Source organism: Pareuzebyella sediminis, from assembly GCF_008367235.1.
Taxonomy (GTDB): domain Bacteria; phylum Bacteroidota; class Bacteroidia; order Flavobacteriales; family Flavobacteriaceae; genus Pareuzebyella; species Pareuzebyella sediminis.
The window spans coordinates 593,900-609,152 of sequence record NZ_VTZS01000003.1; the positions used below are offsets into that span (position 1 = coordinate 593,900).

Annotated in this window: 17 protein-coding genes; 11 read left to right on the plus strand and 6 right to left on the minus strand. The window is 40.9% G+C overall.

Features of this window, described 5'->3' with window-relative positions:
* Nucleotides 1-10: 10 nt before the first annotated feature.
* Nucleotides 11-700 (minus strand): DUF4956 domain-containing protein, encoded by a 690-nt coding sequence (locus F2B13_RS13070; protein WP_149273780.1) that lies wholly within the window; start codon nt 698-700, stop codon nt 11-13.
* 194 nt (nt 701-894) lie between these two features.
* Between F2B13_RS13070 and F2B13_RS13075 the strand changes: the two genes are divergently transcribed.
* From F2B13_RS13075 to purD, 3 genes are all read left to right on the plus strand, one after another.
* Nucleotides 895-1,641: a glycosyltransferase family 2 protein gene (locus tag F2B13_RS13075; RefSeq protein WP_149273783.1), complete on the plus strand. Its 747-nt coding sequence runs from the start codon at nt 895-897 to the stop codon at nt 1,639-1,641.
* A 22-nt stretch (nt 1,642-1,663) separates the two neighbouring features.
* Complete coding sequence (locus F2B13_RS13080; RefSeq protein WP_149273785.1) at nt 1,664-3,031, plus strand: sugar transferase; 1,368 nt, start codon at nt 1,664-1,666, stop codon at nt 3,029-3,031.
* Between the two features lie 242 nt (nt 3,032-3,273).
* Entirely contained in the window at nt 3,274-4,545 is a 1,272-nt protein-coding gene (purD, locus tag F2B13_RS13085) for a phosphoribosylamine--glycine ligase (protein WP_149273787.1), read from the plus strand.
* Nucleotides 4,546-4,596: 51 nt separating this feature from the next.
* Here purD and F2B13_RS13090 read toward each other — a convergent pair whose 3' ends face one another.
* Entirely contained in the window at nt 4,597-4,818 is a 222-nt protein-coding gene (locus tag F2B13_RS13090) for a DUF6341 family protein (RefSeq protein WP_149273789.1), read from the minus strand.
* Nucleotides 4,819-5,001: 183 nt separating this feature from the next.
* On the opposite strand from F2B13_RS13090, the gene F2B13_RS13095 reads away from it, so the two are divergent.
* From F2B13_RS13095 to F2B13_RS13105, 3 genes are read left to right on the plus strand one after another with little or no spacing between them, the layout of a single operon-like run.
* On the plus strand, nt 5,002-5,796 hold the full coding sequence (locus F2B13_RS13095; RefSeq protein ID WP_394348971.1) for a DUF6427 family protein: 795 nt from the start codon (nt 5,002-5,004) through the stop codon (nt 5,794-5,796).
* A 33-nt stretch (nt 5,797-5,829) separates the two neighbouring features.
* Nucleotides 5,830-6,432: a DUF4254 domain-containing protein gene (locus F2B13_RS13100; protein WP_149273793.1), complete on the plus strand. Its 603-nt coding sequence runs from the start codon at nt 5,830-5,832 to the stop codon at nt 6,430-6,432.
* Complete coding sequence (locus F2B13_RS13105; RefSeq protein ID WP_232622892.1) at nt 6,419-7,462, plus strand: glycosyltransferase family 9 protein; 1,044 nt, start codon at nt 6,419-6,421, stop codon at nt 7,460-7,462. The genes F2B13_RS13100 and F2B13_RS13105 overlap by 14 nt, the downstream gene beginning before the upstream one ends.
* Nucleotides 7,463-7,471: 9 nt before the next feature.
* On the opposite strand, the gene F2B13_RS13110 is transcribed toward F2B13_RS13105, so the two are convergent.
* The 4 genes from F2B13_RS13110 to F2B13_RS13125 all read right to left on the minus strand — a co-directional run bounded on the left by F2B13_RS13110 (nt 7,472) and on the right by F2B13_RS13125 (nt 10,765).
* Complete coding sequence (locus F2B13_RS13110) at nt 7,472-8,089, minus strand: TetR/AcrR family transcriptional regulator (protein ID WP_149304390.1); 618 nt, start codon at nt 8,087-8,089, stop codon at nt 7,472-7,474.
* 265 nt (nt 8,090-8,354) lie between these two features.
* Nucleotides 8,355-9,410 (minus strand): arsenosugar biosynthesis radical SAM (seleno)protein ArsS, encoded by a 1,056-nt coding sequence (gene arsS, locus F2B13_RS13115; RefSeq protein ID WP_149304391.1) that lies wholly within the window; start codon nt 9,408-9,410, stop codon nt 8,355-8,357.
* Between the two features lie 153 nt (nt 9,411-9,563).
* The gene (locus tag F2B13_RS13120) at nt 9,564-9,899 is read right to left on the minus strand and encodes an arsenosugar biosynthesis-associated peroxidase-like protein (protein WP_149273799.1); all 336 of its coding nucleotides are present in this window, start codon (nt 9,897-9,899) and stop codon (nt 9,564-9,566) included.
* A 179-nt stretch (nt 9,900-10,078) separates the two neighbouring features.
* Nucleotides 10,079-10,765 carry a TIGR04282 family arsenosugar biosynthesis glycosyltransferase gene (locus F2B13_RS13125; RefSeq protein ID WP_149304392.1) on the minus strand — a complete coding sequence of 229 codons (687 nt, stop codon included), beginning with the start codon at nt 10,763-10,765 and terminating at the stop codon, nt 10,079-10,081.
* 397 nt (nt 10,766-11,162) lie between these two features.
* Here F2B13_RS13125 and F2B13_RS13130 point away from each other — a divergent pair, with 397 nt between their 5' ends.
* From F2B13_RS13130 to F2B13_RS13150, 5 genes are all read left to right on the plus strand, one after another.
* Complete coding sequence (locus tag F2B13_RS13130; RefSeq protein WP_149273803.1) at nt 11,163-12,686, plus strand: Do family serine endopeptidase; 1,524 nt, start codon at nt 11,163-11,165, stop codon at nt 12,684-12,686.
* Between the two features lie 109 nt (nt 12,687-12,795).
* Nucleotides 12,796-13,722 (plus strand): DnaJ C-terminal domain-containing protein, encoded by a 927-nt coding sequence (locus F2B13_RS13135; protein WP_149273805.1) that lies wholly within the window; start codon nt 12,796-12,798, stop codon nt 13,720-13,722.
* Nucleotides 13,723-13,740: 18 nt separating this feature from the next.
* Complete coding sequence (gene trxA / locus F2B13_RS13140; protein ID WP_149273807.1) at nt 13,741-14,040, plus strand: thioredoxin; 300 nt, start codon at nt 13,741-13,743, stop codon at nt 14,038-14,040.
* A 3-nt stretch (nt 14,041-14,043) separates the two neighbouring features.
* The gene (locus F2B13_RS13145; protein WP_149304393.1) at nt 14,044-14,409 is read left to right on the plus strand and encodes a hypothetical protein; all 366 of its coding nucleotides are present in this window, start codon (nt 14,044-14,046) and stop codon (nt 14,407-14,409) included.
* The gene (locus F2B13_RS13150) at nt 14,393-15,214 is read left to right on the plus strand and encodes a patatin-like phospholipase family protein (protein ID WP_317132011.1); all 822 of its coding nucleotides are present in this window, start codon (nt 14,393-14,395) and stop codon (nt 15,212-15,214) included. The genes F2B13_RS13145 and F2B13_RS13150 overlap by 17 nt, the downstream gene beginning before the upstream one ends.
* Nucleotides 15,215-15,253: the final 39 nt, after the last annotated feature.

Sequence of the window (15,253 nt, forward strand, 5' to 3'; positions counted from 1 at the left end):
TACTTTTAAATTATATGGTCATATTCTGACTATCTATGAAGGTGATTGACAGTTGGTTGTCCATTTTCGTCAAATCTTTGGTAATTTCATTGATGCTGTTGAGGTCTTTGAGTACGATGAGAAAATTGTAGCTCATTTGGTTTTTATCGACATTCATACGAATTAGTTCTGTTCTTGAGGAGTTTTGGGCGAGTATAGACATGATACTTTTTTGTAGTTCTGTTCTGTCTTCTTCATCCGCGGATACTTTGCTAATCAAAATATTTTGATTGATCATATTTTTTGACGCGCTCTTTCCTGCTAGAAAGATTATTAGAAATAAGACAAAAGCACCGACGACTGTAGGAACTACTTGATTAGCACCAAACCCCAGGCCTATAGCAATGGCAATGAAAAAATACCCTAGTTCTTCGGGCTCCTTGATGGCTGTTCTGAATCGGATGATCGATAGAGCCCCTACGAGACCAAGGGAAAGGGCCAATGACGACTTTACGATGCTGATAATGATAAAAGTGGTTACTCCAACTACGATCAGTACCTTTGATAATTGAGTACGGTTTGATAAAGAGCGTCCGAATCGCACATACACCAAAGACAGGAGATATAAAAGAATAGCACAAAGTACAATATTGATAAGGTAGTTTACTAAAGAGAATGTTTCCCCGGAATCTATGGCAAATTGATTAAGAAGGTCGTTCATTTTGTTTCTATATTAATCGTTTGGTAACAATTTCTTTACAAAGAACGTAAACTAATGCCTAATAAAAAAAGCTTGATTCGCCATTGCTTTGGTTTTCGATTATTTTTGCAATAATCGACCCCTGAAATACGGGTCATCGGTGAAGTTTGCGGAAACCTATTTTCTGATCTTATATACAGTTTTAGTAATTAAAAATGCAGGCATTAGTTTCTATTGTAACACCAGTACATAACTCTGAGCGGTATGTGGAGTCTTGCATTCAATCGGTACAGGCCCAGACCTACCCAAATTGGGAACACATTTTGGTCGATGATTGTTCTACGGATCGTAGTGCAGAAATAATCAAGGCGCATGCTGAAAATGAAACTAGGGTCAAGTACATAGGGCTTGAGGTCAATAGTGGCGCTGGGGTTGCAAGAAATACGGCTATCAGGGCTGCATCCGGTAATTACATTGCCTTTTTAGATAGTGACGATCTTTGGCACCCTACAAAGCTCGAACGACAATTGGCCTTTATGACCGCCAATAACCATCACTTTACGTTTACTGCTTATGATAAAATTGATGAAAACGGCAATCCGCTTCAGAAAAAGGTAACGATCAAACCCAGGGTTACCCATCATACCGCTTTGTATAAAAACCCCATTGGCTGCTTGACGGTAATCTATGATGTCGGTTTTTTCGGAAAGCAGTACATGCCTAAAATACGTAAGCGTCAAGATTATGCGTTGTGGTTAAAACTTCTTAAAAAAACCGATGCCTTTGGGCTCGACGAAGTTCTTTCAAGCTATCGCACCGGTAACACATCGATCTCATCCAATAAAATGGACTTGATTAAATATGAGTGGAAAATCTACAGGGAGGAAGAAGGCCTGTCTTTTGGCAAATCCTTATTTTATTTGCTTTCGGCAATCATTTTAAAAATGAAAAGTTACTTTTGAACTATTGAATATTTTTTAGGGAATGCCGAGACCTTCTATTTTAAATTCGATTGAACGTAAGTTCATTCTATTGGTAGGTGATTTATGTATCATTCTCGCCTCTATCAATGTATTGGTAAACTTCGCCATCGATGCAGAATTTATCTCACTTAGCCTGAAGGTAGGGGTTTTCTCGTTTGGCATATTCGCCTATTTGGCCTTAGCTTATATTTTGGAGTTTTATGAGCTTGAAAAAGTGTCTAAGGGAAGATATGTGATATCACAGTCGCTCTATGTCACTGCACTTTTCGTATTTGTAGTGTTCATTTTTTGTGTTATTGTATATGATGCCAGTTTTTGGAGGATGCCCCTATTGTTTTTCCTGGTGCTTACCCCATTGGAAATCGGGCTCTGGCGTTTTTTTTACCGCAATGTTTTCAGTGTTATTCCGGTCACAAAAAACGTATTGTATATTTATGATAAAGATGCCGCCAATACGTTACGTACGGATGTTGATATGATAAATGGCAATGAGATGCAAACCTTCTATAAGGTAAAGCTGACCTATTCCCTTGAAAAGAACAGTATCGGAAACAAGCAGTTTTTTCTATCGGCCGTAGATAAAATCGATACCTGGATTCTTAATACTTCAGGATACGACCATTTACCTCCCGAAATCGAGAATAAAATTTTGAGCTCACTATTGGTTGGAAAGGAGGTTATTTCATTTACTACTTTTTATGAGAGCACCTATGAAGCCTTGCCAATCCGTTCGCATAACGATAGCTTTTACGAGCTTTTACAGTTGAGAAATCGTCGAATACGTTATGTACAACGTATTTTTAGCTTTTCAATAAATTTTCTCTTATCCTTTTTCACAGGGCTTATTTTTGTCCTGTTCATTCCTTTTGTCTGGTTTTTTAACCTCTTTTTTAACAGGGGGCCGTTATTTTATACCCAAAAGCGGGTAGGCTTGCACGGCAAGGAGTTCAAAATTTACAAATTCAGGTCTATGGTAATCGATGCGGAGAGGTCCGGTGCTGCGATGGCGACCAAGAACGATGCAAGGATAACGCCTTTTGGTAAGATATTGCGATTGTTCCGTATTGATGAACTGCCACAAATAATTTCAGTGATGAATGGTGACATGCAGTTTATCGGTCCTCGTCCCGAACGTAAAGTATTCGTCGAACAGCTGAACAAGATCACACCATTTTACAATGTGCGTCATTTGATCCGGCCAGGGATAACGGGCTGGGCACAGGTCAAGTATCGGTATGGAGTAAATTTGGAGGATTCTATAAAAAAGCTGGAATATGATTTCTACTATATCAAGAACAAGTCCATTACACTTGACTTGAGAATAATATTTAAAACGGTAACCACGGTGCTTTTCTCGCGGGGAATTTAACTTGTGAATTCTCACATCTCTAACTTTTCAAAAAGATTCATAGTGGCTTTGCAAAACATTAATCGTATACGATAGTATAATTTTAATTACATAATATTGATATTCAATACGTTGTATTCTAAAAATAGAAATAATTTGGGGGATGTAGTGCGAAACTTGATAACCCCTATACATAACTATTATTTTCAAAGTGTTGGTATAAACTCCAAGGCAAACTGTATTTTTGACGAAACTTTATCCATATGAACATTCTTATTTTGGGCTCGGGAGGGCGTGAGCATACCTTGGCTTGGAAAATCAATCAGAGCAAACGACTAACGAAGCTTTTTGTGGCCCCGGGGAATGCAGGCACTGCAGATATCGCTACAAATATACCGATTGGTGTAAACGATTTCGCCGCCATCAAAAAAGCGGTGATTGAACATGCCATAAACATGGTCGTGGTAGGCCCTGAAGACCCTTTGGTCAATGGGGTCCACGATTATTTTCTAAAAGATAGTGAGTTGAGAAAAGTACCGGTCATCGGTCCGCAAAAGGCGGCTGCAGAACTGGAAGGAAGTAAAGAGTTTGCCAAGGAATTTATGAAACGCCATAATATTCCGACTGCCTCTTACGCAAGTTTTACAGCAGACAGTCTTTATAAGGGATATGCTTTTTTAGAAACGTTGAAAGCCCCTTATGTGCTTAAGGCCGATGGATTGGCAGCAGGTAAGGGCGTCGTTATACTAAATAATCTGGACGATGCGAAGAAAGAACTGAAACATATGCTCGTCGATGCAAAGTTCGGTGAAGCTAGTGCAACAGTCGTAATCGAAGAATTTTTAAGTGGAATAGAACTTAGCGTTTTTGTACTTACCGATGGAGTAGGATATAAAGTATTGCCTACTGCCAAAGACTACAAGCGAATCGGAGAAGGTGATACCGGACCTAATACCGGGGGCATGGGTGCGATTTCCCCGGTTCCGTTTGCTGACGAGGCCTTAATGGATAAGATTCTATATCGTATTGTCGAGCCGACCATAGAGGGGCTAAAAAAGGACAATCTGCCGTATAAAGGATTTATTTTTATAGGATTGATAAAGGTCGGAAATGAGCCCAAGGTTATCGAATACAATGTGCGCTTGGGAGACCCCGAGACCGAAGTGGTCGTTCCACGTATCAAAAATGATATGATCGATATTTTTGATGCTGTTGCAAACGAAGACTTGGACGGTGTTGAATTGAGCATTGATGAACGCTCTGCAAGTACAGTCATGCTAGTGTCTGGGGGTTACCCTGGCACGTATAACAAAGGCAAGGAGATAACAGGGTTAAAATCAATCGAAGATTCCTTGGTCTTCCAGGCAGGTACACGGATTGAAGACGGTAAAGTCCTCACGAACGGAGGCCGTGTGGTGGCCATCACCTCTTACGGAAAAGATTTTGAGGAGGCCCTCAACACTTCCTATGGCAATATCGAAAAAATACATTTTGATGGGATGAACTACAGAAAGGATATAGGATATGACCTTTAACTCCACAAAGGGTCACCCCACATCGTTGCTTAAAAAAACCGAGGAACGATGCTATAAGTAGGAATGTGAGGTAATGCTTTTGTCTTCCTCTCCATTGTCATTGTACTGCTTCAATTGAAGCATCCAATAGATAAAGCCGGCCATGCCGATTATGGCTAAGAGCCAGTTGAAAAAATTGGCTCCCCACCAACTGTCCATATACCTCAATTGGTCCAAAGGCCAAAATAGGTAGTTAACGAACAAATCTTCTATTCCTCTAAAAAATGAAGTCATCTTAGCTATATTTACCGTACAAAAATATAAAAAGGCAGGATGATTTCAATCATTTTTGGCAAAACAAAACCAATAAATTTCATAATTGTACTAGCTTTCCTCTTTGTTTTCTATTGGACAGTGCATTTTTTCTTGTTCGAAAGATTTTCTTCCCCAGACGAAATACCGTTTCAAATTCTTTTTTTGGCTCTTTTGCTCTTTAGTATTTTTGTTGTCGATTTTATCGTAAAACGAAATAAAATAACGGGAAGCAACTCGTTCACCATACTTTTTTACGCTCTGCTAACCGTAGTCTTTCCGGAAACGCTGCTTGACCCAAATGCCATCATATCTAGCTTTTTTTTATTATTGGCAATGAGAAGGTTAATTAGCATCAGCTCCTTAAAGAATATTAAATTCAAAATATTCGATGCAACTATATGGATTTTGGCAGCGAGTCTTTTTTACGATTGGGCCCTTTTGTTTCTGATTTTGGTTTTTGCCACTATATATATGTACGACCCCAAGAATGTAAGAAACTGGTTGGTTCCTTTCGCTGGCTTTTTTACGGTCTTCATGATCGCCAATGGCATTTTTATTTTTACAGGCCATAGTGAATTTCTATTGAAACATTATCAATTTTTGGTCGCTCCCGATATCGTATATTTTTCGTACTGGGGGCATAGTACGAAAATGATATGTTTTGTCTTGCTAACAGTGATAACGAGTATTTTTGCCTTTGTGAAACTTGGGAAGTCCGGCATGGGAAAGGTGGCTAACTTAAGGTTGATCGCACTTTCCTTTTTTATAGGGGTTGTTTTTAATGTCTTGAAGCTATCCGAAAATGTCTACCCTGTTATGGTTACTTTTTTCCCATCGGCTGTGCTCCTAACAAAGTATATAGAGTCTATTAAGAAGCCAAAGATTCGGGAAATAGTCCTTGTTTCAGCGGTTATCATCCCATTTTTAGTGCTTTTTTCAAGTATGGCGATAAATTAATATTCGGTACCTTTACATTAAATTTAAATCGAGATGTTCAGTGATTTTGCCTACAAGATTTTCGAAGAAAGTATTGAAAAATATCATGTTAAAGATGAGGTGTCCCAAAAGTTCGTAAATCCTTATCCTAAAGATGATATCACCCGCTTGCTGTATCGAAAAAATTGGATAGACACCGTGCAATGGCATTATGAAGACCTTATAAGGGATCCTGATATTGAACCCAAAGAAGCATTGCTGCTTAAACGAAAAATAGATGCTAGTAATCAAGACCGCACTGATCTAGTAGAGCACATTGACGACTATTTTTTAAAAAAATACCAATCGGTAGAAGTTCGTGAAGACGCTACTATCAATACGGAAAGTCCTGCTTGGGCTATTGACCGTCTCTCAATCTTGGCACTCAAAATTTATCATATGCAAGAAGAGGTGGCTAGAAAAGATGCTTCAGAGCACCATATTCAGAAATGTGCGCAAAAACTTGATGTTTTACTGGAGCAGCTTAAAGATCTGTCAAGCGCCATAGATCAACTACTAGCCGATATCGAGGCAGGAAAAAAATACATGAAAGTGTACAGGCAGATGAAGATGTATAACGACGAAGATATGAACCCCGTTCTTCGTGGACAAAAATAGCGGCACCCACATACTGGTCATACGCCTTTCCGCCATGGGCGATGTCGCAATGACGATACCCGTACTTTCGGCACTAAGAAATCAGTATCCAAATCTTAAAATTACAGTTTTAACACGGGTTTTTTACGCTCCTATGTTCTCACAGCTTGCCAATGTTACGGTACATGTTGCCGATGTTCACGGAATGCACAAGGGGATACCAGGCCTTTGGAAATTGTTCAAGGAACTTCGGGAGGCTCATCTAGACGGCGTTGCAGATTTACATAATGTACTTCGAAGTAACATTCTAAAACTATACTTTAAGGGCTATGGTGTTCCTTTTTATCAAATAGACAAGGGAAGGGAAGGGAAGAAAGCGTTAACGAGGAAAAAAAATAAGATATTTAAACCGTTGAAATCTACGCATCAGCGTTATGCGGATGTTTTCCGAGAATTGGGATTCCCGGTAGATTTATCGACAGCGACCATGCTTCAAAAAGAGGAGCTATCCGATGCGTGCCGTCAATTTGTCGGAACGGATTCCAAAAAATGGCTTGGTTTGGCACCTTTTGCCGCTTTTAGTGGTAAAATGTATCCCCTTTCTTTAATGGAAAAGGTAATCGCAGAGCTTCAAAGAACCACAACATATAAAATAATTCTTTTTGGAGGCGGAGTAAAAGAAAGACAACAACTTGAATCTTGGCAAAGCAAATTTGAAAATTGCGTCAATACTGCCGGTAAATTTTCTTTTTCGGAAGAACTGGCAATTATTTCCAACTTAGACTGCATGCTTTCCATGGATAGCGGTAACGGTCATCTGGCGGCTATGTACGGGGTTCCGGTAATTACCTTATGGGGCATAACACATCCGTATGCGGGCTTTACTGCGTTCAGGCAACCCCCCGAAAATCAAATGACTGCCGATCGAAAGAAATTTCCCCTAACCCCCACTTCGGTTTATGGCAACAAATATCCTGAGGGCTATCAAGAGGCAATAGCATCTACCACTCCAAAAATGATAGTGAAAAAACTTATTGGAATACTTGCTTAAAAAATAGGGTTATACCATTTTAGCTTTGGGCTCCAATGATTTAAAATATTGGCGAAGCTGTGACATAAACCTATACTTGCGTGCACTAGGGGCCACTTCGACCATTAGCGTACGAATTCCGATATAGGCACTCATCAAATATACCGCTACACCTTCACTGTCAACATGGCGATCAATGTACCCATTGAACTTCCCGCGTTGAATGGCCGAAACTAGGTTCACCTCCCAAATTCTTAGAATGTCGTTGAGATGTTTCATAATCTTATCATTTCTACCATTGAACTCATTAACAAAATTGCTTAGCACAAAACCAAAATCGAGTTCATTGTGAACAGCGGTTTCCAAGGCATCCTCAAAACACTGGGTAATCTGGTCTAGTGTATTGTCATGGCCTTCGAGCGGCTCGATGAGCATGCTGTACATTTTTCGCGCCAAAAGATTCTCAATAATCTGGATAAAAAAATCCTCTTTTGAATCGAAGTGATAATAAAAAGCACCTTTTGATAGTGACAATTCTTTTAAAATATCGTCGACACTAGTGTTGTAGAAGCCATTTTGGTAGAATAAGGCCAGTCCTGTGACTTGCATACGTTGCATGGTAGCCATGCGTTTTAGGTTTTTGTCCATTATTTCAAGATTTGGGTTATATTGACCGTTTGGTCTGTACAAAGAACCCTCAGATTGATTTTTCACTAAAGGTAATCGGACGTATGTACGGAAAAATTCGGTCAAAGTTCAAAACCTCGGTGAATGGCCTCTTTTTTGACAAAGTTGACAAACCGAGTGGTCGGTTTAACGGGTCGTTTTTTAGGACAAATCGCATTCGATATTAAAAGAAATGGCCGGGAACCCATGAGATACCGGCCATTTTTTCTCGAAAAAGGGAATAATTTTAGGTTACTGACCCTTGACAACTGCTTCCCGCACCTGCCGTACACCCGTAACAATGTTGCGAAATAATAATATTGCGGTCATTGAGTACATCTTCGTTGTAGTCTTTGATGTGCTTTACCCTACTGGCCACCTTTAAATCGAGCATTTGATTGAAATCACAATCGTATAACCATCCATCCCAACTTACCGAAATGGTATTCGTACACATGACGTTTTCCACCGCAGCCGGATTATAGGCCTCGACCAGGGCATACATATAGTCCTCATAATTTTCGGAGGCGATTAGATAGTCCAAAAAGCGGGCTATAGGAAGGTTGGTAATGGCAAATAGACTGTGAAATTGAATGTCGAAATCTTCCTTTAACGCCTTTTTAAAGTCATGTTCCATGGCCGATTGGCCCCCAGGAAGGTAAGCCCCCGATGGATTATATACCAAATCGAGGCGCAATGGACTTTCGGGCAGACCATAGCCCACAGCGTTGAGTGCTTGAAGCGCTTGAATGGATTTGTCGAAAACTCCATCGCCACGTTGTTTATCCGTTTTACCTCGGGTATAATGAGGCATCGATGACACCACATGTACATTGTGTTTCCTAAAAAACTCGGGAAGATCTTGATATTTCTTATTGGCCTTTATTATAGTCAGATTAGACCTTACGATGAAATCTTTGATTCCTGCTTGGGCTGCTTCCTCAACAAACCACCGAAAATCCGGGTTCATCTCGGGGGCCCCTCCCGTAAGGTCTAATGTATGTGCCCCGGTGTTCTTGATGACTTCTAGACATTGCCACATGGTCTCACGGGTCATTATTTCCTTACGATCAGGTCCTGCATCGACATGGCAGTGTGCGCATACTTGATTGCACATATAGCCCACATTGATCTGTAAAACCTCTAGCTTTTTGGGCCGTAATGGAAATTGGCCGATGTCGGCAATTTTGTCTTTAAAGTAGGGAAGCTCACCATCAGCAAAAATGCCTCCGCTGAGAATTTCTAATTGTTTATTTTGCTCGGCAAGTTCTTTGTGTCTTGCCTTCAATGATTTTGTAGCCATGTTTTCAATTTTAGATTAGCAGCTTATTTGCTATGTGCAAAAAAATGTCTGCGGCTATGAACGAATGCTTACGGCCCACCCTAATATGCTTTGGATTAAGTCCAAGTCTTCAGGGAAACCGTGCTTTCTCTGGGGCGACGGCTCAATTTCTATTTACATGGAAAGCTTGTTGTATTTATTCATCATTTGTACGCCATGCACTAAGGTAGCACCACTTTCAATGGCCGCGCCAGCATGTACTGCTTCCATCATTTCCTCTTTGGTAATACCACGCTGCAAGCCATCTTTGGTATATGCATCGATACAATAGGGGCATTTAACGACATGGGCTACGGCGAGGGCGATCAACGATTTTTCCCTAGCGGAAAGAGCGCCCTCCTCGAAAACTTTACCATAATATTCGAAGAACTTATTTCCGAGTTCTTCGCTCCACTCGGTTATATTGCCGAATTTCCTTAAATCGGCCGGGTCATAATAACTATTTGCCATAGTAATGGGTTTGAATTTTTAATGATTTTCTAAAATGAAATGATACTACTAGTATAATAGAGTTCCTTTATTTCTTGTTATTTCAAGAAAGTCATTTCTTCCCCTTTGTCAAAGACATTTAAAATACCTATAAAGGGTTAGGAATCTTTCAGCGTAGCGCTCAAGAAATATTAGTTGGCCTACACTAAGGGAGATCCTTTGTTGTATAAGGAAGGTATTGTTTTAGGGGAATAGAATTTTTCTATAAACTTGTGTTCAGAGAAAAAAGAATTGATTAGGGCGAGAAGAATGGCGACCAAATTTTTAGGAAGCACTTTCGTTCGGCTCAGAATCAACTTTATATGACCGATATGGTCAAGGTCATTTAGCCTTTCGAGGAACTCTGGTGATGCTTGGTCGGTACTTAATAAATTGGTGACTTCGTCTAGTAATTGACGACCATGCCAAGGCAATTGTTCAAAGTCGGCGGCCCTAAAATCTTTCTTTTGTAAGCCCATTAAATAGAAACCTCCGTCTACAGAGGGCCCCAAGACCGATTTGCCCGCTAGCAATTGCCCGTATGCGTTAAAAATATGTTCAGGTTTTAGCTGAGGGGCATCATTTCCGATGGTAATGATAATTTCGTATCCCGCTTCGAAAACTGATGTAATGGCGTTGACAAATCGTTCGCCGAATGAATCTCCTTTTTGAAGGTTCTCTGTGCAATGAATATAAGGTAACTTGGTTTTTTGAACGTTCAATATGGTTTGTCGCGTAAGCTCATTGAACAAGCCCTCACCATTCACAATACCTTTACGCAGCGCTTCTTTTTGAGAGGAGAGCGCAAAAATTAAAACGCAGGTATTCGGGGGAGGCGAAAAATGCATGTATTAAAAGGCTTGTTACTAAGGTACAATATTCAAGGTTCTTTATGTTGGTCGTCAATTCTTTTTCTTCCTGACATTCAATTTTTATTGTTGTTCAGGTTTAAATGGCGTCCGACCCATAAGTCGGTATTTGGTTTCTGAAGCATGCCCTATCTTTCTGTAAACTCCTTGAAGGGTCTAAAAAATTCGGTCAGATAAAGGCACCATATAGGTTTTTAGATGCTGGAGGTACCCGCCAGACCGATTAGTCTTAATAAACCCCTAAAAATCAATTAAATTTTAATTTTTTTTTAGCACCTGACAATGCCCTTCTGGCACAACGTTTGTCTTTTAAGCGTATGTTGATAGTACTACAGTAAATACATCACTGAATATTATAAAATAAAACGCAATTATTATGAGCACAAAAAGTAAGAACGCTTATGCGGTAAGAACTTATTTCTTTTCCGCTTTGATAGCCCTGACTGTCAGTTTGACCGTTATCGGGCTCAACAAATGGACTACAGAGGATGAAAGTAGTCCAATAACACATGCCATTGAAGTGCCCGGTCAAAGGGTTTTGTATACGGCAGATGATGAAGGCAACATAAAACCACTTGATTTTACAGAAACTTCCCAAAAGGTTTTAGATGCTGTCGTACATATTAAGTCCACCCAAACAAATCCTCGCAGTGCTATGGGAGACGCACGACAGCTACCCGATCCTTTCAAGGAGTTTTTTGGTGACATGTTTAAAGGACAAGTTCCTGAGGGAGAAATGCCCTCCCGTCCCATGGTCGGTACCGGCTCAGGGGTTATCATCAACGATAAAGGGTATATCGTTACGAACAATCATGTGATTGAAAATGCAGATGAAGTTGAAGTCACCCTTTACGATAACGAGTCATATAAAGCAACAGTTATCGGAACGGATCCTTCAACCGATTTGGCGCTCTTGCAAATCAAGGCCGAAGGTCTTAAGGTGATGCCCCTTGTGAATTCCGACAAGGTAGAAGTGGGAGAATGGGTGTTGGCCGTGGGTAATCCTCTTGGCTTAAACTCTACGGTAACGGCCGGTATCGTAAGTGCTAAGGCAAGAAATATCAATATTAATAAGGATAAATTCGCTGTTGAAAGCTTCATTCAGACAGATGCAGCCATCAACCCTGGTAATAGCGGCGGAGCCTTGGTCGATCTTGATGGTAATTTGGTAGGCATCAATACGGCGATTGCCAGTAGAACGGGTACCTATACCGGATATGGCTTTGCCGTACCGAGTAATATTGTTACCAAAGTCGTTGAAGACTTGCTAAAATACGGTAATGTTCAACGCGGCATGCTGGGAGTGAGTATCCGTACCATGGATAGTCATTTGGCAAAAGAAAAAGATGTCGACTTTACCCACGGGGTATGGATCGAACAGGTCGGAGAAGAAAGTGCGGCTGATAAAGCAGGCATAGAATCTGGGGATATCATCGTTAAAGTCGATGAGGTTTTAGTGGGAACTTCTCCAAGACTTCAGGAAATTATTGCCAGTAAAAGACCAGGCGACAAGGTAACGGTAACTGTAAACCGCAACGGAAAAGAAAAAGAGTTTGACGTTATTTTAGAAAACGCCAACGGCACTACGGATATCGTAAGAAAAGAGAAGAAAGAAGTTTTGAATCTTTTGGGGGCAGATTTTGAAACCTTGGATAGCGATGTTGCGAAGAAAATGGATATTGAGGGGGGCGTAAAAGTGGCACGACTATATCCTGGAAAGGTCAGAAAAGAGACCCAAATGCGCGAAGGATTTATTATCACCCATATCGATGGTAAAAAGGTCAAAGATATCGAAGATGTGGCCGACGCGCTAGAAGGTAAGAAGGGTGGTGTAATGTTGGAAGGAGTCTATGAAGGATCCCCCGACAAATATTATTATGCCATTGGAATGGATTCTTAAATAAAAGGGGGCTTGAAAGCCTCCTTTTTTGTAGCCTATTTTTAATATGAAAAGGCAGAAAGAAAAACGATTCATAGTATCTTTAAGAAGAATTACCGATTAAACAAAAATGAATTTTAGGGACTATTATAGCATTTTGGGAGTAAAGCGCGATGCAGGCGAAAAGGAGATTAAGAAAGCCTATCGCAAACTTGCCATACAGTATCATCCCGATAAAACTAAAGGCGACAAAGCCTCGGAAGAAAAATTTAAGGAGATTTCCGAGGCCTATCAGGTATTGGGTAATGCCGAGAAACGAAAGCAGTATGATGCGTTAGGTTCCGATTGGGAACACTTTCAGCAATCGGGGGCGAGCTATGATGACTTCATGAATCAAAGGCGACAATATCGCCAAGACCAGAACCGCGGGCAAAACAGAAGGTATGAATATACCTCGGGCTCTGAAGGTTTTGAAGAGGGTAGTGGTTTTTCCGATTTTTTCGAGGCTTTTTTTGGAGGAGGTGGTCAACGGGGCCGTACATCCCATGATTTCCCAGGAGCTGACGTTTCGGGTGAAATTGCGATTAGTTTTATGGAAGCCTACACGGGCACCGAACGTCTACTGGATGTTGACGGCAATAAAATAAAAATGAAGATCAAACCCGGCGCATATACAGGCTTGCAGCTTCGGGCAAAGGGAAAAGGACAAAAAGGAACTGGAACCAAGAGGGGAGATTTGTATGTTAATGTTAGGGTCGAGCCACACCCTATTTTCAAAAGAGATGGTAACGACCTGAATGTAGAGATTCCTGTAGATGTTTTTAAAGCTATGTTAGGTGGAAAGCAGGAGGTGATAACGCTTTCAGGGAAAGTCAATATAACAATTCCCGAAGGCACGCAGAATGGTAAAAAGGTGCGTTTGAAGGGAAAGGGAATGCCCGTGTATGGAAAATCGGGGCACTATGGAGACCTCTACGTCACCTTAAGCGTTGAGCTCCCTAAGAATTTAAGCCCTAAACAAAAAGAATTATTAAAACAAGCAAGAGACAGCCGGTAAGGCCTAAAAGCAAATACTATGAAAGGAAATTTCAACAGACTCATCAATTCGGAAGTACCGGTTCTAATCGATTTTTATGCCGATTGGTGCGGCCCATGCAAAATACAGGCGCCCATTCTAAAGGAAGTGTCGGAAATCATTGGGGATAAGGCAAAGATCATTAAAGTTGACGTAGACAAAAACCAAGAGGTTGCCAATCGCTTTCAGATTAGAAGTATTCCGACCCTTATGATGTTCAAGAAAGGCGAAACTGTTTGGCGAAAATCCGGTGTGGCGGATAAAAATGAGTTGTTATCGGTTTTTAATACTAACAGCTGAAACATGGAAACTATTGTACTCTTCGACACAAGGTTAAAGGCGGTTTTAGAGGCGTTTAATGAAGCCTTGACCCATCGCGAACTTTGTTATGATTTGAGCACCTTGACGCACTATGGTTTTTCGGGTTCCGATGAGATTAATCTGGCCTTAAAAAGAACCATGTCCGTTTTCAAGGGTTTGGGAATCGATCCTAAACAACACTTCGGCTACTTTTATAGGGTAGACATTTCAAAAGGGCAAACCTCTAGGCAATGGAGAGCCTCTAAACTAGGTTTTTATCTGGTGCTTTCTAATGGTCTTCCGAGAAATCCCTACACAGGGGCCCTTCAGCTTGAGATGCTAAACGCATTTCTTGAGAAATTACAGTAGCTATATGCCCAAACACACACTGGTGAATATTGACACTAACAGGATGAAATCCGTAGGCTTGGTACTTTCCGGAGGTGGCGTACGGGGGATGGCACATATTGGCCTCATCAAGGCCCTTAACGAGCGAAATATTTCTGCCCAAGTGGTCAGTGGGAGCAGTGTGGGTGCCTTAGTGGGTGCGCTGTATGCGAATGAAAATTCGGTAGATGACATGCTGACCTTTTTCAAGGAAACACCCTTGTTCAAATATAGCTTTTTGACCATTTTGAAACCAGGCTTCATAGATACCGATAGATATGTTAAGGTGTTTAGGGCATATTTCCCCGAAAATAGTTTTAAGGCTTTAAAACGGGAACTTCATATTGTAGCCACGAATCTCCAAAAAGGGGAACAACTTTTTTTCTCCGATGGGGAGTTGATTCGGCCTCTTTTGGCATCAGCTGCTTTACCTCCCGTATTCAGTCCCGTCGAAATCGAAAATCAGTTATTTGCCGATGGAGGTATTATGAACAATTTTCCCCTGGAGCCGGTCGTAGATAAAGCCGACTTTATTATCGGCAGCAACGTTTCTGCAATAGGCGAACTTCATAAGAACGCACTGAAGAACTCCCTACAAATCACGGGGCGGGTTACGGGACTTATGATTTATGCAATCAACCACCAAAAATTAGAGGCCTGCGATTTTTTAGTGGAATATGAGGAACTCGAAAAAATTGGGGTTTTAGATCGGAAAGGCATTGAGAAGGCTTATCAAATCGGCTATGAATATGCTTCTAAAAAGCTTGATGAGCTAATAAAAAAATAGAAAAGTGGCCCCGCTCCAACTCATAGTCAATTTCGCTCG